Annotated in this window: 18 protein-coding genes; 6 read left to right on the forward strand and 12 right to left on the reverse strand. The window is 37.2% G+C overall.

Going from position 1 to position 21,917, the window contains the following annotated elements:
• Window positions 1-2: 2 nt before the first annotated feature.
• The 6 genes from ACFOOI_RS06895 to rbfA form a co-directional block, all read right to left on the reverse strand.
• Entirely contained in the window at window positions 3-1,253 is a 1,251-nt protein-coding gene (locus ACFOOI_RS06895; protein WP_379836452.1) for a hypothetical protein, read from the reverse strand.
• Between the two features lie 91 nt (window positions 1,254-1,344).
• A complete protein-coding gene (locus ACFOOI_RS06900; protein WP_379836454.1) occupies window positions 1,345-2,358 on the reverse strand; it encodes an SPASM domain-containing protein in 1,014 nt (337 codons plus the stop codon).
• A gap of 50 nt (window positions 2,359-2,408) precedes the next feature.
• Complete coding sequence (locus ACFOOI_RS06905) at window positions 2,409-4,880, reverse strand: M1 family metallopeptidase (protein WP_379836456.1); 2,472 nt, start codon at window positions 4,878-4,880, stop codon at window positions 2,409-2,411.
• A gap of 35 nt (window positions 4,881-4,915) precedes the next feature.
• Entirely contained in the window at window positions 4,916-5,401 is a 486-nt protein-coding gene (locus ACFOOI_RS06910; protein ID WP_379836458.1) for a hypothetical protein, read from the reverse strand.
• Between the two features lie 28 nt (window positions 5,402-5,429).
• The gene (locus ACFOOI_RS06915) at window positions 5,430-6,560 is read right to left on the reverse strand and encodes an ABC transporter permease (RefSeq protein WP_379836460.1); all 1,131 of its coding nucleotides are present in this window, start codon (window positions 6,558-6,560) and stop codon (window positions 5,430-5,432) included.
• A gap of 96 nt (window positions 6,561-6,656) precedes the next feature.
• On the reverse strand, window positions 6,657-7,040 hold the full coding sequence (gene rbfA, locus ACFOOI_RS06920) for a 30S ribosome-binding factor RbfA (protein ID WP_379836462.1): 384 nt from the start codon (window positions 7,038-7,040) through the stop codon (window positions 6,657-6,659).
• Window positions 7,041-7,225: 185 nt separating this feature from the next.
• Here rbfA and ACFOOI_RS06925 point away from each other — a divergent pair, with 185 nt between their 5' ends.
• Window positions 7,226-8,632 carry a hypothetical protein gene (locus ACFOOI_RS06925; protein ID WP_379836464.1) on the forward strand — a complete coding sequence of 469 codons (1,407 nt, stop codon included), beginning with the start codon at window positions 7,226-7,228 and terminating at the stop codon, window positions 8,630-8,632.
• Window positions 8,633-8,634: 2 nt separating this feature from the next.
• Here the strand turns inward: ACFOOI_RS06925 and ACFOOI_RS06930 are convergent, their stop codons facing one another.
• Both ACFOOI_RS06930 and ACFOOI_RS06935 read right to left on the reverse strand, forming a co-directional pair.
• The gene (locus ACFOOI_RS06930; protein WP_379836466.1) at window positions 8,635-9,321 is read right to left on the reverse strand and encodes a membrane or secreted protein; all 687 of its coding nucleotides are present in this window, start codon (window positions 9,319-9,321) and stop codon (window positions 8,635-8,637) included.
• A 4-nt stretch (window positions 9,322-9,325) separates the two neighbouring features.
• Window positions 9,326-10,273, reverse strand: coding sequence for a YheT family hydrolase (locus ACFOOI_RS06935; RefSeq protein WP_379836468.1), 948 nt, complete (start codon window positions 10,271-10,273; stop codon window positions 9,326-9,328).
• Window positions 10,274-10,403: 130 nt separating this feature from the next.
• On the opposite strand from ACFOOI_RS06935, the gene ACFOOI_RS06940 reads away from it, so the two are divergent.
• Window positions 10,404-11,747, forward strand: coding sequence for a M24 family metallopeptidase (locus ACFOOI_RS06940; protein ID WP_379836469.1), 1,344 nt, complete (start codon window positions 10,404-10,406; stop codon window positions 11,745-11,747).
• A gap of 103 nt (window positions 11,748-11,850) precedes the next feature.
• On the forward strand, window positions 11,851-12,399 hold the full coding sequence (locus tag ACFOOI_RS06945; RefSeq protein ID WP_379836471.1) for a hypothetical protein: 549 nt from the start codon (window positions 11,851-11,853) through the stop codon (window positions 12,397-12,399).
• Here the strand turns inward: ACFOOI_RS06945 and ACFOOI_RS06950 are convergent.
• Together ACFOOI_RS06950 and ACFOOI_RS06955 are read right to left on the reverse strand one after the other, a co-directional pair.
• Window positions 12,396-13,232 carry an SDR family NAD(P)-dependent oxidoreductase gene (locus ACFOOI_RS06950; RefSeq protein WP_379836473.1) on the reverse strand — a complete coding sequence of 279 codons (837 nt, stop codon included), beginning with the start codon at window positions 13,230-13,232 and terminating at the stop codon, window positions 12,396-12,398. The genes ACFOOI_RS06945 and ACFOOI_RS06950 overlap by 4 nt on opposite strands.
• 49 nt (window positions 13,233-13,281) lie before the next feature.
• A complete protein-coding gene (locus ACFOOI_RS06955; protein WP_379840182.1) occupies window positions 13,282-14,622 on the reverse strand; it encodes a Gfo/Idh/MocA family protein in 1,341 nt (446 codons plus the stop codon).
• A gap of 161 nt (window positions 14,623-14,783) precedes the next feature.
• On the opposite strand from ACFOOI_RS06955, the gene ACFOOI_RS06960 reads away from it, so the two are divergent.
• The 3 genes from ACFOOI_RS06960 (at window position 14,784) to ACFOOI_RS06970 (ending at window position 16,929) form a co-directional block, all read left to right on the forward strand.
• Window positions 14,784-15,200: a 6-pyruvoyl trahydropterin synthase family protein gene (locus ACFOOI_RS06960; protein ID WP_379836475.1), complete on the forward strand. Its 417-nt coding sequence runs from the start codon at window positions 14,784-14,786 to the stop codon at window positions 15,198-15,200.
• On the forward strand, window positions 15,181-15,855 hold the full coding sequence (gene folE / locus ACFOOI_RS06965; protein WP_379836476.1) for a GTP cyclohydrolase I FolE: 675 nt from the start codon (window positions 15,181-15,183) through the stop codon (window positions 15,853-15,855). The genes ACFOOI_RS06960 and folE overlap by 20 nt, the downstream gene beginning before the upstream one ends.
• Window positions 15,856-15,960: 105 nt before the next feature.
• Window positions 15,961-16,929 (forward strand): Fic family protein, encoded by a 969-nt coding sequence (locus tag ACFOOI_RS06970; protein ID WP_379836478.1) that lies wholly within the window; start codon window positions 15,961-15,963, stop codon window positions 16,927-16,929.
• 48 nt (window positions 16,930-16,977) lie between these two features.
• Here ACFOOI_RS06970 and dnaK read toward each other — a convergent pair whose 3' ends face one another.
• Together dnaK and ACFOOI_RS06980 are read right to left on the reverse strand one after the other, a co-directional pair.
• Complete coding sequence (dnaK, locus tag ACFOOI_RS06975) at window positions 16,978-18,882, reverse strand: molecular chaperone DnaK (protein WP_379836480.1); 1,905 nt, start codon at window positions 18,880-18,882, stop codon at window positions 16,978-16,980.
• A gap of 112 nt (window positions 18,883-18,994) precedes the next feature.
• Window positions 18,995-21,907, reverse strand: a complete 2,913-nt coding sequence (locus ACFOOI_RS06980; RefSeq protein ID WP_379836482.1) for an NPCBM/NEW2 domain-containing protein — start codon at window positions 21,905-21,907, stop codon at window positions 18,995-18,997.
• Window positions 21,908-21,917: the final 10 nt, after the last annotated feature.

Below are 21,917 nucleotides of genomic sequence, written 5' to 3' on the forward strand. Positions count from 1 at the left end.
CTTTAATATTTTATAAAAGGAACTGAAAGCTCTTTCTGAGCAGAAATAGCCTTTATAAAGTATTTGCCCACCGAAAGATTAGATAGCTCAAATTCGAAGGTATTTGCACCAATATTGGTGGCATTTGAGGAGATAGAAGTTAAAGAACCTCTTGCGTCAACTAAGTAAAAAGCCAAATCAGCATTTAGCATTTCGTCAGGCACAATAACCCTTGCATCCCCAATTACTGGATTTGGATAAAGATGCAATTTTTGACTTACATTTACTGGTTCAATTGCCGTAATAACCGACAAATCATAAAAATTAACACTCCAGCCTATCTCATTCAATATTGCCAAAATAATCGGCCCCGGGAAATGATTAATTTCTGCAGCTCCAATTTGAGGACTCATGAGGGCATTTGGAGTACCTTTCGGAAATTTATTTTCATCTAAGTGCGAAATACTTCCTCCACTACGAAAAGTTGAGGGAGCGTAAATTTTGGGGAATTCCGAAATTAGCGAAAGGTCTTTAATATTGAAAAATAGATTATCAGAAGTGTAGTTTGTTTTTAAATCAGCCGATGGGTTTCCAAAAATAGCAGCATCGGTCATTTTTTGCTCTGAACCATTCTGAATAAACATGTCATATATAAACGGCGTACCAGATTGTCCGTATTGTCCTTGAAGCGTATTAGAATCTCCTATTTTCATAGTAGTGGTAAATCCCAAGCCGTGAGCTATTTCATGCAAAATAACCGTCATTAAGTCATACTTAAAGGCTTGTCTTGTGCCATCTGTAAAATAAGACCAACTGATATTTTGATTAACTGTAATATTGATATCTGCTTCCGAGCCGTTTAGCTCTTTCCCTGCTATGGCTTCTGCCAAGGCTACCGGATACCAAACGTCTTTTATGGAGTTGCCTCCAAAGTTTTTATACACCTTAGTAGCTCCCGAATTAGCCAATGTGGTGGAATTGATAGACTCCCAAGTGGCTTTTATGCGAATGGGCACCCGCGTAACCATTACTTTTTGCCAAACATTAATTGCCGCCTGAAATGCCGCTTTGGCATCTGACGGAAAACCTGAATAGGTAACTACGAAACTACTTTCGCCTGCTTGTGTTCTTAGGTTTTTATACGATGCCAGTGATGATATTGGGCCATCAAAATTTTCTCCTGCTTCGCAAACGACCATGGGGCCGTCTTGAAACTCCTGCCCAAAAATGTCAAATTGAATAACTAAAAAGAAAACGATTAATAAATATTTCAAGAGTCTTTTGTTTATTAATTAACAGCCAAGCTATTAATGTATACGTAAAAAAAACATAAAATGTTTAATTGACAACTTCAAAAAGCAAAAATTAGCCCCAAATCTTGGTTCCTTCTGTGCAGTTTTTACACATTTCTATGTTTTTCCTTCCAGAAATAAGCTTTTTCCTAAAATTAAGATAAACTTCTGAATTCCATACATCGGTAAATGTTTTTTTACTGACATCGCCCATTCTATACTCGGCGTCTTTGTCAAAACAGCACGGCACCACCAAGCCATCCCAGGTAATCACGCATGAATGCCACATTTTCCAACAGTGGTCTATAAGCTTGTTTTTTATTTGAAATTTCCCGTTTGCTAATTTCTTATATCGGGCGTATTTATCGTTTTGTGGAATAAATTCTGAGCCATTTTCATAGTCATAAATCTGTGCGGTTTTTAACCTCAACTCATCTACACCCATTTCTTTAGCTAGGGCTTTTACGTCTTCTATTTGATGTTCGTTTGGTCCAACTACCAGAAACTGAAAAATAACATGAGGTGTGGAGGAATTCAAGTCTTTTTTGGCTTGAATAATGTTTTTCGTTCCGGCAATAACTTTCTTTAAATCCCCTCCTACACGATAGGCTTTGTAAGTTTCTTGTGTAGTGCCGTCTATCGATATTATTAACCTGTCTAAGCCAGACTCAACAGTTTTTACTGCATTAGCGTAATCAAGGTAGTGAGCATTTGTTGAGGTAGATGTATACACTTTTCTTTCGGCAGCAAACTTAACCATTTCCAAAAAATCAGGATGCAGATAAGGTTCTCCCTGAAAATAAAAAGTAAGATACAGCAAAGCATCTTTGAGTTCGTCAATCGTTTTTTCAAAAAGACTTTTAGAAAGCATTCCCGTTGGTCGGGTAAAAGACCGCAAGCCACTTGGGCATTCGGGACAGCGTAAATTACACGAAGTAGTAGGTTCAAATGCCAAAGCCACTGGCAAATAACTATTTTTATTTCCTTTCGAATATTTTGACCAAATAAATCCAAATACCAACCCAAGAGCATTTTTTGCTCTTTTGAAAGTAACTTTTGATAAAAAATTTAGATAGTCTTTAAACATATTTTATGGACAGAAATACACAATTACTGCCTTTATACCCAATCTTAAATTTATTTCAACTGCTGATAATAATTTAACAACCTTTCGTCTTTTTCGGTTTCTATGGCTTCTTTCAGTGCCTTTTTGGCAGCAGGAATGTCATCGGCAAGCATAGCCAAAACCTGAGCACCCGCCACTCGCACATACCATTCAGACTCCTGCGTGGCTACGTTTCTCAAAAACGGCACCGCTTGCTCCTGAAGTTGCTTATCCGACTTTACTAAATATGCTCCAAAAATGGCTAAGTTTTGATAAATCTCAAATCCTTCCATTTTGGTTAATTTATTCATAAACCAGGTATAATGCATTGGCTCGGGATTTTCCGAGTAGTAGTTTCCAACTATACCAAAAATGGTGGCATCGTCTATGTCTTTGAAAGCTTCAATCAAAATATCTTTATCTTCTACATTGTTAGAAACCAACGCCTCCAGAGCTGCCGCATTAAGTGCATACGAACTATCTTTAAGAGCAGTTCTAAATAATATATCATTTTGAGGATTTAAGAAATTCTTTGTAGACAATATAGCCTCCGCTTTTACGGCGGTTTTGGTATCATATTGCATTATATGCTGCAATGCACGCTCTACTTCTAAGAAATCTTCACCATCGTAGTTATTGAATTTTTGAACGGCCAATTGTCTAATTCTCCAAAAATCATCTTTTAAAGCCTGCAAATAAACTTCTCTAATATTTTTCTTTTGAATTGGGCGAATACCAATTTCATCATTTTCGTTTTCAGTGATAACCAAAGACTCCAAAGCCACTATTTTAGCAAAAAAGTCTTTCGAAACCTGATATTGCGTAATAAACTCTTCGTCAGACTTTGGATGATCGATTGTTCCTAAAAAATACCCCTCTGAGTTTAAAACCGCAGCTTTGAAAGCTCCTTCAAAATCAAACTCAAACTTCTTATTAGCCGTTGAGAATTCTAGAGTTTTCGATATTTTTTTATCGCCCGAATAAATATCAAGCGGCACTTTTAAATGATAAACCTGAGCATTTGTAGAATCTATAATTTGATTAACAGTCAGCACCAATTTATTTTTCTTCACTTCTTGTTTTACCATCAACCTAGGATGCCCGGGAGTTTTAAACCATTGGTCAAAAAACCACTTCAAATCTCTCCCGGTTACTTTTTCAAATGCTAATCTAAGATTTTCAACTTCGGCAGTTTGTAAAGCATTCGTTTTTAGATATACATTTAATGCTTTAAAAAACGCCTTGTCGCCCACCTCCATTCTGAGTTGGTGCAGTACTCTTCCACCTTTTTGATAAGAATGAGCATCAAACATGTCTTCTTGACTGACATAGTCAAACCTAATGAGCGGGACTTGTTTTTGGGTAGCTTCATACAAATAATCTTGTAGGGCATTCATATATACATAGTCGCCCTCTTCTTTTCCCAAATAAAAAGTAGCCCAAAGAAACTCCGAATAGTTAGCAAAAGACTCATTAAGTGGCAACTGAGACCACGACTCGCAGGTTACATAGTCTCCAAACCAATGATGAAAAAGCTCATGAGCGATTACGCCATCGTCGTTATTGTCAATTAACTGTCTGTGATTCTTCAATACATTTCTACCATGCACGGTTGCCGTAGTGTTTTCCATTGCACCTGACACATATTTCCGTACGGGTATTTGGGCGTACTTTTGCCAAGGATATTTTACACCTAGAAGTGTTTCATAAAAACGTATCATTTTGGGTGTTCTACCAAAAATCTCGTACGCATAGTTTTTATATGCCGGCTCCACATAATACGAAACCTCAAAGTCAGCGAAAGTAGAATCAACCACTTTTTCAAACTCACCAGCTGCTATCATGGTCAAATAGACCGCATGAGGTATTTTTTGTTGCCAATGATCGGTGTGAGTTCCGTTATTGTTATCTTTTTTATTCAATAAAAGCCCGTTTGAGAGCGTCGTGAATTTATTTTCTACGGTCAGAAATATATCTTGCGTGTGGTTTTGGTTGGGAGAGTCTATTGTAGGAAACCAATGTGAATTTGATTGGGTTTCGCCTTGTGTCCAAAGTTGCCTCGGAATACCATTTGCAATCTCTGTAGGATTTATAAAAAACAAACCTTTGTCGCTCAATATAGCCTCACTGCCCGAACTGACCACTTTATTGGGCTGAGCCAAATATTTAATTGCTATTTTAAGCGTATCTGATGATGTATAGTTTCCGCCAAAATCTAAGCTTAAAATCTGATTATCGTAGGTGTACTTTGATAAAACATTATTGAGTTTTACCTCTTTTATTTCGAAGCCAACGGCATTTAGTTTTAAAATGTTTTGATCATAAAAAAAAGGCTTTAATGTCAAAACAGCCTCCCCTTCAAGAGTTTGATTGTCCCATTTAGGTGTGAGCTTTAGTTCGGTATGAAGCAAGTCAAAATCTATGGGATTTGATTCTCTGGCCGTTTCTTGAGCCAAAGTCTCTCCTGACCAAATTAGTGATATAAATAAAATTAGTTTTTTCATGTTGAGATATGGTGTAAAAAGAGAAACTGTGGCTTTTATTTTCTCTTATTAAATCGTGTTAAGTCGTTATAAAACAAAGTTTTTTGATATTTCAACGTAAACTTCTGTCCCATATTTCCATCCGAAAGCCCTTCAAATGTATACGTCATTCTAACCACAAAATCGTCAATACTCGCATATCCGCCTTTTAGGGTAAGCATCAACACATTTGTATTGGGGTTGTATTGCCAGCTACTTTCGTCTAAATCGATATCCAGAAAATCTACTCCAGCACAGGCTTCAGCATCTGCCGAAGACTGATAGTCATAAGTAAACTCACCATTGGGCAGGAAAGTCCAGATCATATTGTTGATACTCAAAAGTCGCGTATCAAACTCCGCAAACTCCAAGTCACGGCCTTTATTGACCTTCATATCAGTCACCAAAATCCAATCTTTACCCTTTACTTGCTCATAAAAATCCTGAGCGAAAAGATTTTGTATATTAAAAAAAACAAAAAAAACGATTATATATTTTATCATAACAATTTAGAACCTTCCTATATTAAACCTAAAATTTCAACATATAGTTTACCGCTCTTTTGGCTGGTATAATAGAAGCCACCACCGAAATAGAAGCTACCCAGAAAACAGACCAAAAAATGTCCATCCAAGCGATTTTGACAGGATAAGCATCCACCAAGGCATATTGCATACCTAATTTTACGAAACCATATTTCTGTTGTAAAAAACAAATTGACAAGCCAATAACCAAACCCAAGACCAAACCCACACCCGAAATGATGAATCCTTCGAACAAGAAAATCTTACTTACAAAACTTGGCTTAGCACCAATAGATGAAAGTGTTTGGATGTCGTCTTTTTTATCAATAACTAACATACTCAAGGCATAGAAAATATTGAAAGAGGCGATACCTATAATGAAAATAAGGGCAATGAAAATAAACAGTTTTTCAATTTTAATTGCTTTGAGAAGGGCCTCATTTTGCTCGTCTCTATCTTTTACTATAAGGTCTTTGTTCAGAATATCCTGAATTTGACTTTTTATGCCCTGCGGATCTACCCCATCTGCTAGGGTAATCTCTATGGCGGTTCTTTTTCCAATTTTATCCGTCAAGTTTTCTACTACCTCAAGCGGCAAATACACGTAATGATCATATTGAGCCTCCAACACAAAAACGCCACTGATTTCTAAAGCAGTAGAATTTACATTCCCTTCAGGGTTCAGCACATTTAGTTTTTGGTTTTTCGGATAAGTAAGCCCCAATGGATTTAAATAGTCATCTACCCGCAAGTCTAGTACATTATACGTACCTGAGCCCACAAAAGCCATGGGTCTATTACCATTTTTGAGGGCCATCTTACCTTCTACCACAGCAGCTTTGAGGCCTACATTTTGTTCAAACGTACTATCAACACCCTTAATAACCACAATCATTTGAGCGTCTTTTGACCTAGCCAAAGCCTTGTCTTGATACACTTCAGTCACAAACTTAACGCCCTGTATTTTCTCTATTTTTTTCTTTTGATCTAAATCAAAAAAGAAACTTTTAGATTTTGTAGAAGAAATTTTCAAATCGGGATCAAATGACTTAAAAACCTGCCTGTTAAGGTCCTCTAATCCATTAAATACAGACAATATAATAACCAAAGCCATGGTACCCACACAAATGGCAACCATGGAAATAATAGAAATAAAATTAATGAAACTTCTCTTTTTTTTCGAAAAAAAATATTTCCGAGCAATAAAAAAAGGAACGTTCATGATAGGTGGGTATTAATTAGAATCTTCCTCGTCTTCTTCAGGAGCAGGAGGAATAACTAGATTGGCAAAAAGGTCTTCGATTTTTTGGGCGTATTCGGCCGTATCGTCAATATAAAATTGAAAATTAGGAATGATACGAAGTTGGCTTTTGGCTTTATTACCAAATATGCCTCTAATTTTTTTCGTATTTTCTCTAATACTTTGCAAAATAGCTTCTCTGTCTTTGGCTTTCAGAAAACTTAAATATACTTTTCCGATACTTAAATCAGGCGTCATTTTTACGTCTGTGATGGTCACGAAAGCTCCATCAAAAAGGCTTTTGAAATCTCTCTGAAAAATCTCTCCTAGATCTTTTTGTATTTGTTTGCTGACTTGTTTTTGTCTTTTACTTTCCATTTTATCTTGCGATGTTAAATCGCTCTAATTCTACAATTTACCTTCAAAAAATCTTATTTAAATTTGCTTGAAAGGTAATAATATGAGCTTAAACTATATTTTTTACAAATATCCATACTTATTTTGGTTAAACCCTAAACGAAATTCATATTTTTGCACTTCAATACCATAATAAAACAAACGCCTTGCTTACTTTTTTTAGAATAAATTCCATTTTTCAAGTAATCACTCTATTGGTTATTTTGTTTTTATTACGTTTTCCGTACATGGGAAATGCACTGCCTCTACTCACCACTGAGTTAGAATGGATGTTGGTAGGTGAAAAACTAAACGAAGGATTGTCGCTTTACAGCGGAGTACTTACGCAGGTAGGCCCGCTTTCTGCATTCTTTTATAGAATGATGGACCTTTGGTTTGGCAAAAACCAATTTATGTATGAAACGGTGGCGGCCATTTTAGTATTGATTCAGACCTTATATTTTGTATTTATAGTAAACCGCCGAAATCTACTTACCGAAAAAAACTACATCCCCGGTTTATTTTATTTGATTTTGATGAGTTGCTCATTTGATTTTCTAAAATTATCTCCAATTTTATTAAGTCAAATTTTTATGCTTATAGCACTCAACGTGGCACTTCGCCAAATAGAAAAAAGAGACGGTGTGGGCGACGATGTTTTTGAAACGGGCCTATTCATAGGAATAGCAACTTTGTTTTATTTGCCTTCTTTTGTATTTATATTTTGGGCGATATTGGTCTTGTTCTTATACACTGGTATTAACATTCGCCAAATGTTCATGGTAATATTGGCGTTTTTGCTTCCTATATTCTTCACGTATTTATTCTTTTATTTCAATAACCTTGCAGACGACTTTTTGCATATCTGGCTGTTTAACTTCGCAAATGCTTTTAGTCTGACGCTTCTAGGAATTAGAGACATTATCATTACATATTCGCTGCCGGTAGCTTTAAGTATTTTGGGTATTATCCGTATATTTAGAATGCCGCGTTATAATAACTTCCAAAACAGAGCTCACCAGCTCCTTATCATATTCGGAATATTTAGTTTTATTAGTCTGTTTTTATCTCAAAACTTTGCACCGGCAAATCTAATGTTTCTGGTGCCTTTCTTGGCGTTTTTTATAGCGGGCTTCTTTGTTCATTATAAAAAGACCTTCGCACCTGAGGTTTTATCGCTCGCGTTTTTTGTCGTGATTTTGTTTATTACGTATTTCGGAGCAAAACCTAGTTTTGGGCCTAAGCTTTTGGTTTTGGAAAAAAATAGGATTGAAGAAGAGCCTTTTTCAGACAAATACGCCAACAAACGAATATTTGTGACTGGAGAGCATATTTATGCCTACAAAAACGCAAAAATGGCAACGGGATATTTGAGTTGGAAGTTGGCGAAAAATGACTTTAAAAATCCAAACAACTACCTAAGTTTGGTAAATATATATGCCAACTTTAAAAAAGACATGCCCGAGGTAATTTTTGACAAAGAACGAGTAATGCCAAAAATACTAAAGAACATTCCAGAACTGGCGGACAAATATACCAGTCCTGAAAAAAACGTGTACGTGCTTAAGAAATAAGCTTATTGTTTTGTCCAAATTTCTTTGATTGCGTCGCCTTTTGAGCTTTTTCCTGAATGTTCCCAAACTTTATCATCAACCTTTGCAGCAAAAGTGAGGGTGGCTCCTACTCGAGAATTGTCTCTTGAGAAGAAAATAATATGCTCTGAGTAAACCCCCTTTTCTAATGTATAAGTTCCGCCACCGGTGCCAAAAAACTCCCTACTTTGAGTATTGATAGCGAACCATTGAAAATAGCCACCCGCCATTATTTTATACGTTTTGCGTGGACTTGGAACTATCTCTTCCATTGCCCCTTCTTTGTTTGCCCTTGCGGTTATTCGCCAAAGTCCGGTTAGTTTATTATCGTCAGCACTTATTTTCTTGAATTTTGAGCCGTCAAACTCAAGACCGCGTTTTTTTATCTCCATATTGTAAGACTGCGAAGAGTTCACGATATCGGGGTTTGAAGAATGAAAGTCAACTTCGATAAAAACCTCATTTGTAACGCCTAGGGTGTATTTACCGCCCCAAGTACTCATAAACTGATTTGCCTCGAACTTACTTACCGTAATGTAGCTTTCTGTAGCAATTATTAATGTGGTTTGGTTAGCGTCTACAGCTTCCCAAGCCCCTTTTAGGCCTTGAGCTTGTATTTTAAAACTGCCTAAAATTAAAAACCCTACTAAAGATAAAAATATTTGCTTCATGTTATTAAATCGATTTCAAAGCAAATTTTATTGCTTCTTGTTCAAAAAATGTTTCTTTAAATCCCTTTTGCATAAAACCCACATGACCGCCTTGTTCGGTTAACATTAGCGATACATTTGGATTAGAATTAGCATCGCCTAAGTCAAGACATTCGGGCGTGAGAAATGGGTCATTTTTAGCTTGAATGATCAAAGACGGAACTTCGATTTCACTCAAAATAGGTTTTACACTTGCTTTTAAATAAAAATCCGTGGCGTTTTCATACCCATGAAGCGGAGCCGTAAATCTGTTGTCAAAGTCTTCAAAATTCTTAATAGAGTCGTAGCCTCTCAAGTGTAGAATCGGGTGGTTGGGAAACATTTGTTCTTTTATTTCGATTTTACGTTTAAGTTTTTTGATGAAACGATTCATATAAAATCGCTTTCCAGACTTATCTAATTCGGCAACAGAAGAAGGCAAATCTAAGGGAACCGAACTCACAATAGCCGAAGAAACGGCATTTGGCAAGTCTGCTTTATGCTCAGAAACCACCCGCATGGTTAGGCTCCCTCCCATACTAAAACCTACGAGCACTATTTCTTTATAGTTAAATTTTTGTTGGGCGTATTGGATAACATACAGCAGGTCAGAGGCGTCTCCGTGATGATAAAACCTTGGTAAGAGATTAATTTCTCCTCCGCAGCTTCGGCTGTTCCATCCTAAACCGTCGTATCCTTGATCAGCAAAAACTTTAAGAGCCCCGGTTACATAATGCCTTGTGGAGTCGCCCTCAAGACCATGGGTTACGATTACGCACTTGTCGCTACCTTGATTAACCCAGTCTAACAACAGAAAGTCACCATCAGGCAGTGTGATACGCTCTCTGCTGGTTTCTATATTTATTTTTCGAAATAAACTTGGGTATATGGTCTGAAAGTGACCATTAAACTGGTATAAAGGCGGCTTAAACATGTTTTTTATTAATATGCTGCAAAATACAATTTTGACTATTTAAATCCACGAATCGTCGCTTATTTTTAATTTAATTGCTTTTTATAAGGACAGAAACTTATATTTGGTATATCTAACAAACTAAACTTATATGAGAAACCTTCTATTTTCTACTTTACTAATCCTTTCACTTACTTCCCAGGTTTTTTGCCAGCATATGCCCGTCATTCTTAACGAACAAACACGTGCAGAAGTTATAGACGAAATATTGGAAGACCGCATGCAAAACCTATTACCAAAACTCATGCGAGCAGAAGGAATAGACATGTGGGTGATTATCTCAAGAGAATACAACGAAGACCCTGTTATGAAAACCATGCTGCCAGCCGTTTGGCTTTCGGCAAGACGAAGAACTATTTTTGTGTTTTTTGATAATGGAAAAGAAGTAGAACGGCTCGCGATAGCGAGGTACGATGTGGGGCATTTGCTAAAAGGAACTTGGGACCTAAACAATTACCCAAACCAATGGGAGGCCTTGATCAAAACAATTAAAGAGAAAAATCCGAAGAAAATTGCACTTGATTTCTCGAAAAACTACGGTCACGCAGATGGGCTTACCTATACGGAGCACACTGAGTTGATGCAAATGCTACCTGAAACTGAAAAGAAAAAAATAGTTTCTGCTGAAAATCTCGCAGTAGGCTGGTTGGAGACCAGAACACCTAAAGAAATGGAGATTTACGAGCAAATAGGCCGAATTTCGCACCAAATAATAGATGAAGCTTTTTCAGAAAAAGTGATTCAACCTGGTGTTACCAGTACCGACGATGTGGTTTGGTGGCTGAGACAAAAAGTGACAGACTTGGGACTTGAGACTTGGTTTCACCCAACAGTAGACGTCCAACGCTTTGATCCTGAAAACTTTGACCACTTGAGAGCTTTTAGTAAAAAGCCAGAAAAACAAATCATAAAAGGCGGCGACTTAATCCATTGTGACTTTGGCATTAGTTATTTACGATTAAATACAGACCATCAGCAGATTGGCTACATTTTAAAGCCAAATGAAACGGAGATTCCGGAGTTTTTGACAAAAGCTTATACACAAGGAAATAGGTTACAGGAGATTTTAACCGAAAACTTCAAGGCGGGCTTAAGCGGTAATGAAATATTAAAAAATGCTTTGGCACAAAGTAAAACCGAAGGGATAAACGGAACGATTTATACTCACCCAATAGGTGTGCATGGACATGCAGCAGGACCAACCATAGGTATGTGGGACAACCAAGGTCCAACCAAAGGACCGGGAGATTACCCACTAAAACCAAATACAGCCTATTCGATAGAGCTTAACGCTGCAGTAGAAATTACCGAATGGAAAAAGACCATACGCATTATGCTGGAAGAAAACGGCTATTTTGATGGAACTGGCTTCCGATTTATTGATGGAAGGCAACGCGAAATATTACCTATACCAAGACCATCCAAAAATTATTAAAGTTAAATGGGGACTTCGGTCCCTATTTTTTTTCATTAACCAAAAAAACAATTGCTTCATAAAATCTATATCAGATTAAAATAAAGAGTTTCTATCTTTGCATATGCAAAAAATCAAATCGTTTTTTATTGTATTATTTTTGGGCCTAACCATTAGTGCGTGTGAAGGCGAAAACACAAGTTCGGTTAAGATGTATTATGACCTTGAAGGTTGGATAAATGCCCAAGCAGAAGTACTTAACAAAGAGAAACCGGAAATTACAAAAAACTGGAAAATAGCCTCAGAAAGTGAGAGCAAAAAAGTAAAAATAGCAGATTGGAAAAAAGAACTTGATATATTTATACAAGGAGATATAAACAAAAATGCGTTTGTGAGCAGTTACGAAACCAGCCAAACCGACTCAAGTGTAACCTACACATTGAAACCCAATGAAGACTTGTTGGTAAAATCTCTAACTATCAAAAAGCTACCCAATGGTGAGATCAAAGAAGTTTTTATAAAAACCTCTACTAAAAACTATTTGTATGAAAACGACACCGACTTGACCTTGATTTGTAAAAATGGAAAACTCGCTTCATATATGGTTAATACAAATCAAAAGTTAGTTTTTAACTCGCCAAAAAAATCAAGCATAGAAGGAATAATAAATTAAAGAAAACCTTTGGCTTTCAGCATCGCTTCAGACTTTTCCCATAGCTTTTCTTGATTGTCTGTATCGTGTGCTTGAAGGTCCGCACTCGCCAATTTGGCACTTTTGTAATACCCGCCGTTTTTTAGGTTTTTTATATCTTCGGTAGCTAAAAACACCGACGTCTCCGCTCCTTTTTCTGGTGTAATCAGAAAAGGCATTTTATTAAACAAACCCAAAAGACCTGTATTGTTAGACCCAAATCCAGTTCGTACCACACCTGGGTGAACCGAAAACGCATTTAAGCCTTTACTCTGATATTTATTGGCTAATGCTTTTGCAAAAACTATATTCATGAGTTTGGTATTGCCATATTGCATCCAACCCCCAAACTTCTTTTCCCCATTCAAATTATCGATATCTATTTTACCTCTTCTGTGGTATTCCGAAGAAAGGTTAATAACACGTGATTCTGTAGATTCTAACAACAAAGGCAGCAAACGAACAGTCAACAAAAAATGCCCCAAGTGATTAACTTGAAATGCTTTCTCGAAGCCATTCATGGTAATTTCACGCTCGCTAAAAATACCCCCAGCATTGTTTATGATCACATCTAATGCTTCATATTTTGATATGATATACTTGGTACCAGAAACTATTGATTGTAAATCTTCCAAATCCATTCCAATCACATCTAAGTCATAATCAGGGTGCTCTTTTTGTAGATTTTCAACTATATCCAAAGCCTTTTCCACGTTTCTACAAATCATAATGATTTTGTGTCCTTTGGCGGCCAAAATTTTGGTTGTAGCTAAACCTACACCTGAAGATGCTCCTGTGATTAATATAGTTTTCAAAAAATAAGAATGGTTATATATTTCTTAATAAAAAATGGCCTCAATTAGTTCAATAATCGTCATTCAAACCAAAAATTCTTTTGTTTGTTTTCCATTTCCCTCTCGTAAAATCAGGAACCTCAACTGGTGAACTACCTCTGGCAATCGAAAGCTCTGACAAAGGACTTATAGCACTCCATGCAGCTGCATCATACACGTCTATCGGTGGAGCTGTTTGATTTTTAATAGCTTCTAAAAATGCTCGAATTACAAAAAAATCGATACCACCGTGTCCGGCTTTTTCAGCAGCAGCAGCATGTTTGGCCCAAACCGGATGATCGTACGCATCTTGATATTTTTGAAATGGTTCAAAAACATGGGCCTTAGGACTCACATTTTGAAGGTAAATAGAATCATTATCGTCCATCCAAATGCCTTCTGTGCCTTGTGCTCTAAAACCTAAAGAATATGGTCTTGGTGAATTAGTATCATGAATAATCACAATATTTTCTCCATTTTCACATTGAATACTAGTGGTTACAATGTCTCCTAGCTTAAACTTCACTTTTGCATTCGGGTGGTCTTCACCGCCTTTGTCGACAATATGCTTATGTAATCCACGAGCTTTAGTTGCCATAGATGTGAGGTAATTAAACTTATTCCCTCTGTTAATATCTAACCAATGGGCCACAGGACCTAATCCGTGGGTAGGATAAATATCTCCATTTCTATCTATCGAATGTTGGGTTCTCCATTTCGCTTCAGAAAAACCTTTTTCCCCAAATTCTACTCCCCCACCGTAGGCATTTTTGCCGTCATTAAACTTCACTTCTCTAAGGTCATGCTGATAGCCGCAATGGGCATAAAGCATTTCGCCAAACATACCTTTTCTTATCATGTTCAAAACAGACATTACGTCTCTTCTGTAGCATACATTTTCTAAAATCATACAGTGCGAACCCGACTCTTCAGAGGCATTTACAAGATCCCATGACTCCTGTAGGGTAACTGTGGCAGAAACCTCCACAGCAGTGTACTTTCCTGCTTTCATAGAAGCCACACTCATAGGTACATGCCACTCCCACGGAGTGGAAACCACCACACCGTCAATATCATCTCGTTTAAGCATGTTTTCATAATCTTTCTCAGATTTTCCGTAAATGGCAGGAGATTTTCTTCCATTTTTAGAAATAATATCTAAAGATCTTTTTATGGCGTCTGGATCAATATCACATAGTGCAACTACTTCTACGTCGTCTCTAAACATTACTTGACTGAGGTGGTTCCTTCCACGTAAACCTACTCCAATAAAGGCAAGCCTTACTTTATCCATTTTTGGACTGGTAAACTTTTTTACAAATGGAATGGTGGAAGTAGCTAAACCTGTGGCCAAAAAATTTCTTCGATTCATCATAAATAGGAATTGAGATTTTAAATTATTTTACTAATATAATATTTATTTAATTCTGAACAATCTATTTCGTATATTCGTTAGGTATTTATTGAAATCTCCAAAGAGTTTTTGATGTGTAGTACACAGACTTTGTACAAGACTATAAAAGCTAATTAAAATTGAATAACAAAAAAGTATCTGTTTACAGAAAGGAACATTTCAACGCAGCCCACAGATTACACAATCCTGATTGGAGCGATGAAAAAAACAGTATGATATTTGGCAAATGCAATAATCCAAATTATCACGGGCATAACTATGAACTCATAGTTAAACTTACGGGAGAAATAGACCCGGGTACAGGCTATGTTTATGATTTAGGAGTTTTAAGTAATTTAATCAAAAAGGAGGTTTTAGATGTATTTGACCATAAAAACCTAAACTTAGATGTAAGTTATTTTAAAAACTTAAACCCTACGGCCGAAAATATAGTTGTAGTTATCTATGATATTTTACGTCCAAACATTGAAGAACATTTAGAACTAAAAGTACAATTATTTGAAACTGAAAGAAATTATGTTGAATACCCAGCTTAAATCAGACATAGATCAGCAGATAGGCGATGACCACGTGCTGACAAACATAGCGACACCACTTCGTGCCGATGCTTTTGAGCTGGACGACGACGCTAAAATAGAAATTATACAGAAGCATTTCAAAGAAATCATGCATACACTTGGGCTTGACATGACGGATGAAAGCCTTCAAGGTACTCCTAAAAGGGTTGCCAAAATGTATGTAAAAGAACTTTTCTCGGGATTAAAACCTGAGAATATGCCTGCCATGACTCTTTTTGAAAATGAATACAAATATTCCGAAATGTTGGTGGAGCGTGATATTACTTTTTACTCAAACTGTGAGCACCATTTTGTGCCGATAGTTGGAAAAGTACACGTAGCTTATATTTCTTCTGGAAAAGTAATTGGTTTATCTAAATTGCACAGAATTGTAAACTTCTACGCAAGAAGACCTCAGGTGCAAGAGCGACTAACTATTCAGATAGGAAATGCACTGAAAGAAGCCTTGGGAACTGAAAATGTGGCTGTAGTAGTAGATGCAGACCACTTCTGTGTTTCGTCTAGAGGAATTGCGGATCAGAGTAGCTCAACGGTAACGTCATATTTTGAAGGCGTATTTAAAAACGCAGCCAAAAAAGAAGAGTTTTTGCAATTAGTAAAATTGAAAGATTGATTTAAACATCTTACATTAAGAGCTTTGTGTTTCACAAGGCTCTTTTTTTGTCCTCCTAAATATCGGATAAGATAATTTTTTATTTATCCGATATTTTATATCTTTGTGGAAAAGAAATTAGGCATGTGGCAATTAAAAACAGATTTTTTAGCGGAAGTAACGGAGTTTATTGAAAGAATCTCCGAAAAAAAAACCGCTATAGATAAAGCAAGGCCTTTACCAACTATGGCAATAGAAAGACTGAAAGAGGAGTTGGCTATAGAATGGACCTATAATTCAAATAGCATAGAAGGAAATACCCTATCGCTAAATGAGACCCGTGTGGTCCTTGAAGAAGGCATGACTATTGGTGGCAAGTCTCTCAGAGAGCATTTTGAAACGCTAAATCATCATAAAGCTATTGGATATATTCAGAATCTAGTTTCTCCAGAATATGAATTAAGAGCGATAGACCTTTTGAATCTACATGAAATTGTAATCAAAAACATTGATGATGATTTTTCGGGCAGAATAAGAACAGGCACAGTCAGGATAATGGGAGCTAACTTTACGCCACCCAATCCAAATCTAGTTTCTGACCTTTTAGATGAATTAATAGTTTATGTCAACTCAAATCCAGACGGCTTACATCCTACCATATTAGCCACAGTTTTTCATCATAGATTTGTTTGGATTCATCCCTTTTTTGATGGAAACGGCAGAACAGTCAGACTAGCGATGAATTTGATTTTACAAAAATTTGGTTTCCCACCGGCTATTATTCTTAAAAATGACCGTAAAAAGTATTATTCGGCATTGAATAATGCAAATAAGGGTGATTATCAAAAACTTGCCTTAATGATGCTCCAAGCCACCGAACGCTCTTTAAATATATACTTAAACTTGGTGCCGAGTGCCTACCAAAACTATGAACTCCTCTCAAATATCGTAAAAGAAGAAGAAGTACCTTACGGGATGGAGTATGTGAGTTATTTGGCTCGAAATGGAAAAATAAACGCCTACAAAGAAGGCCGAAACTGGCTAAGTACAAAAGAAGACGTTTTGGCATATGCAAAGGCCCAAAACAAAAAATAGCCCCAAGAGAATTATCTCAAGGGGCTATATTTATTTATGAAGTGTAAATTACTTAACTTCCTCGAAGTTTACATCAGTAACTCCGTCGTCAGAACCAGCATCTGCTGCCGCACCTTGATCAGTACCTGCTCCGCCTGCTGCTGAAGCTGCTTGGTCTGCGTTATATATCTCTTGGCTAGCTGCTTGCCATGCTGCATTGATTTTTTCTAAAGAAGCATCAATCGCTGCAAGATCTTTGGTACCATGAGCTGCTCTTAGTTCAGCCAATGCACCTTCAATAGCTGTTTTGTTACCATCTGACAACTTATCACCGTAATCTTTCAGTTGTTTTTCAGTTTGGAATATCATGCTATCTGCTGCATTCACTTTCTCAACTTTTTCTTTTTCTAATTTATCAGACTCTTCATTTGCTTTTGCTTCATCTCTCATTTTCTGGATTTCAGCATCTGAAAGACCGCTTGAAGCTTCAATTCTGATTTTTTGCTCTTTACCTGTACCTTTATCTTTAGCCGTTACATTTAAGATACCGTTAGCATCTACGTCAAACATAACTTCGATTTGAGGAACACCTCTTGGGGCAGGTGGAATTCCATCTAAGTGGAATCTACCTAGAGTACGGTTGGCATTAGCCAATGGTCTTTCTCCTTGAAGAACATGCATCTCTACCGAAGGCTGATTGTCAGCAGCGGTTGAGAATACCTCAGTTTTACTTGTAGGGATAGTAGTATTAGCTTCTATCATTTTAGTAAATACGCCTCCCATAGTTTCGATACCCAATGAAAGAGGAATTACGTCAAGTAATAAAATATCTTTTACTTCTCCTGTCAATACACCACCTTGAATAGCCGCTCCGATTGCCACAGCTTCGTCAGGGTTAACACCTTTCGAAGGTTTTTTACCAAAAAATGCTTCCACCTCTTCTTGTACTTTAGGAATACGAGTAGAACCACCAACCAAGATAACTTCAGAAATCTGGCTGTTTGAAATGCCTGCATTTTTCATCGCTCTCTTACATGGCTCCATCATTCTTTTCCATAGTGAATCTGCAAGTTGCTCAAACTTAGCTTTTGTCAAAGTTCTAACAAGGTGCTTAGGCACACCGTCTACAGGGAATATGTATGGCAAGTTAATTTCGGCCTGAGTTGAACTCGAAAGTTCAATTTTCGCTCTTTCAGCTGCTTCTTTTAATCTTTGAAGAGCCATTGCATCATGCATCAAGTCTACACCTTCGTCTTTTTTAAACTCAGCTGCTAACCACTCAATGATCACTTGGTCAAAGTCATCTCCACCAAGGTGCGTATCACCATCAGTAGCTTTTACTTCAAAAACGCCATCTCCTAAGTCAAGGATAGAAACGTCAAAAGTACCACCACCAAGGTCAAACACAACAACTGTCATATCTTTTCCTTGCTTATCTAAACCGTATGCAAGAGCAGCAGCAGTTGGTTCGTTAATAATTCTTTTCACATCAAGACCTGCAATCAAACCCGCTTCTTTGGTTGCTTGACGCTCAGCATCGTTAAAATATGCAGGAACAGTGATAACCGCTTCTGTGATGGTTGTACCTAAATAATCTTCAGCAGTTGCTTTCATTTTTTGAAGAATGAATGCCGATATTTCTTGGGGTGTATATTGACGGTCACCAATTTTTACCCTTGGTGTGTCATTCGTACCTTTTTCTACATCGTAAGCAATAGTTTTTAATTCGCTGCTTACTTCTGAATATTTTTTACCCATAAAACGCTTTACCGAAGCAATCGTGTTTTTAGGGTTAGTGATAGCTTGTCTCTTAGCAGGTGCCCCTACTTTCTTTTCTCCATTTTCTAAGAAAGCAACAATAGAAGGGGTTGTTCTAGCACCTTCACTGTTGGCTATTACAACTGGCTCATTTCCTTCCATTACTGCCACACATGAGTTTGTGGTTCCTAGGTCAATTCCAATAATTTTTCCCATATTATTCTGTCAGTATTTATATTAAAAATAATTCGTTGATAGCTATTGAACAATTCAAGTGCCAAGGCCGAAATGGGGCATTTTTAGTGACAAATTGTCATTTCCTTAACTGTCAATTAGGACAATTTTGGATTTTAGCGGAAAAAATGACGCCCGGCTCAATACTGAAACCTGGCTTTAATAAGATAGATTGGGCAGCATTATAGTTTATTTTTGCAGCAGGTGAAAGTGTATTTTGTGCCTCTAATGTATTTGAAGAATTAAAATAAAGTGTGCCTGGGGTATTTGATAAATTGTATTTAGGAGAAACAAGATTTAAAGCAGCATGACAATTTGGAATAGTTTTTACGATAATCTCATTCGAATAATTGTAACATTGGCTTTTACGACAAGCTGCTTTATAAGTTGTGGTGTCGCTAGGAAAGGCTTGTACCGTGGCAGTGGTAGCTGCACTAAAATTCCACCACAAAGTTGCTCCGACATCACAGGTACTTGAACTTAAAACTACCAAAGAGTCTTTATTTACCAAAGTTTTATTTGAAGTAATAGTAGGCGTATTCAATGGTGGAGAAAGGGTACCCAACACAAAACCTCCAACATATATACAATCTGGCACGTTTGCTCCAAGTGTATATTGCAAATTATATACATCGTTCAATGTCGCACTAAAAGCACCCGTTGTCGTATTTACGGTAGCCCCAACGTATGTTCCATTAAAGGCAAAAGTACCTCCATTGGGAATCATATTTTTTGGCAGATAAGTTCTTCCGCTACAAAAATAACCTCCTTCATTTCCATAATCTGCGGTAATGTTACCCGGAATGTTAATGGTTTTAGTAGCCCTTATCGACTTATTATTTTTAAAGTCGAAAGCCTCTACTCCGAAAAGGATGGACTGATTTATACCCAAACCTTTAAGATAATAAGACAAAGTTGTGGCCGATACCGAATCTATCTTTATGTTATTTTTATAAATATAATATCCAGCTACGCCAATGTCATCCGTGGAAGCTGCCCAGGTGAAATTCAAGCATGTAATTGTGGTATCTTGTGCAATCAGATTGCCAGGCGAAGTCGGTTTAGTCGTATCACCATTTGCACAAAAAATAGTGGCGTCTGCCCAAATGGCTTTATTGCAAGTTGTATTAGTTGCCACTTCCTCGGTTGTTAGTTTGAGCTCTTTGTAGGCAATAATATTCAAATCTAAGTTTATCAAGGCTGAATTTCTAAAAACTGTCGGACTGGTGTAAACCAAATTTCCATCTCCGTAAACTTTATAAACCACACCTCCAGTGTTATTACACGTGCTGGAAACCTCGTCTCCAATACCAAGTTTAGCAGTTAGTTTATAAAACTGAGTCGCAGGGAGTTTGTAAACAACTTCGGAATTTCCAGAAACCCCTAAACCTTTGTCGTATGGAATCCCTTTTAAAACTATAGAAGTACCATCACCGTCAGCCTCGCCTCCGTTTGTCTTATTAAACTCTACAGGACCTTCACCATTTAGTGCCTGATAATATTTTTGCTCAGATAAATAACCATGTGCGGTACAAGTACCCGTGACCTGCCCCATTTGAAGTACTTTCGTCACATCTATCGGATTACTGATTTGCTGATTTCCCTTAGCATCAGTTACCCAGCATCTGTATGTGCCCGATGTTTTGGTTAAAGTGTTTGTCGTTCCTTCTGAAACGTTTCCAAAATTTGAATTTCCCGAAACATCTGTCCTTATCCATTTATATGAGCTATATGACCCTACTGTGGTCATTACTGCTTGGTTTGAAGCAGAAATTGTTGCAATAATAGTTGGCGAAACAGAAGCCGGAATTGGTACTGAGTTTGTAAAAAAAGCAGGATCCAAATGATTGGACCAAGCATTTGCGAGCAAAGTTAAACCTCCGCCATTTAGCGTAAAGTGTAAATCTTGTCCGTCTCTTGAGCCTGGATATGTCGTATTGTTAATTAAATCAGTATCTGGTCCAAGAAAAGTCTGACTCAGCGTGTTTGGAATATTAGTTTGTGCCGTAGTTATGGCAGAAGAAGTATAGGGCTGAAAGGCATTTTCGTAAGAAACCCTCGCAATCACCCAAGGAAGGTTATCGTTAAAATGCGTTCTTGATTTTGAAATAATGGTTTGGAGGTTTTGTGAATATGTTGATTGCGAAACACCATAATATTTATCAGTTTCTCCTTGATGCCACAGCACCGCTCTTGCACCAAACATAGAATTATATAGATTCAGTCCTTTTCTGAAGTTCAAATAAGGCATTCCAGATGTTCCATTTGGATATTGTCCAGAATCGTATTCTTTACAAAACGGCTCTCCACTAAAAGGATGATTGGTTGCCCCACCATTAGCACTTACCACCCAGTTATCAGAACTTGATCCCGCCGCACCCGAGTTAAAAAACGCCACAGGCAGACCCGTGGTGTTCACAATATTGTCTCCCAAAGCACCATAACACCACGAATCTAAACCGGCTGTACCGGGTTTGGTGGTTGAAGTAATTTGACTTAAAGAAGGAAAGGGAATATCATTGGGAGAGCAGTACATGCCATTGTTATGAGTCACCACTTTGGGCGAACTGGCTGAAGTTCCTATATAATTGTTATTAAAATATCCTTGTGCATTTGACTGACCGGCAATCATAAAAACATCACCTACACCTACACGGTTTATTGAGGAAGTTTCCATAACCAATCCAGACTTCAAACTCCTGACTTCTAATAAATACCAACCTGCCGGCACGTTAGATAGCACGCCATAAAAATACCCTTTAGACGGATTATTGATAATGGTTTTCCAGTCAAACCCCGAAATTGGCTGACTATTATCTGGATTAATAAGTCGGGCTTGGATAGAGCTCAATACACTTGAAGAATAGGTGCCGCTAATAATTAGATTTGCTGTATTGGTGGAGCTACGCTGGTATACAGCATTGTTTAGTGGAGCCGAAATGATTAATTGTCCAAAACTAATTTTAGAAATAAAAAAAACAATAATACAGCACAAAAGTCTATTCATGGCATAAAAA

Origin of the sequence: Lacihabitans lacunae (genome assembly GCF_042649125.1) — a bacterium.
Lineage (GTDB): Bacteria > Bacteroidota > Bacteroidia > Cytophagales > Spirosomataceae > Leadbetterella > Leadbetterella lacunae.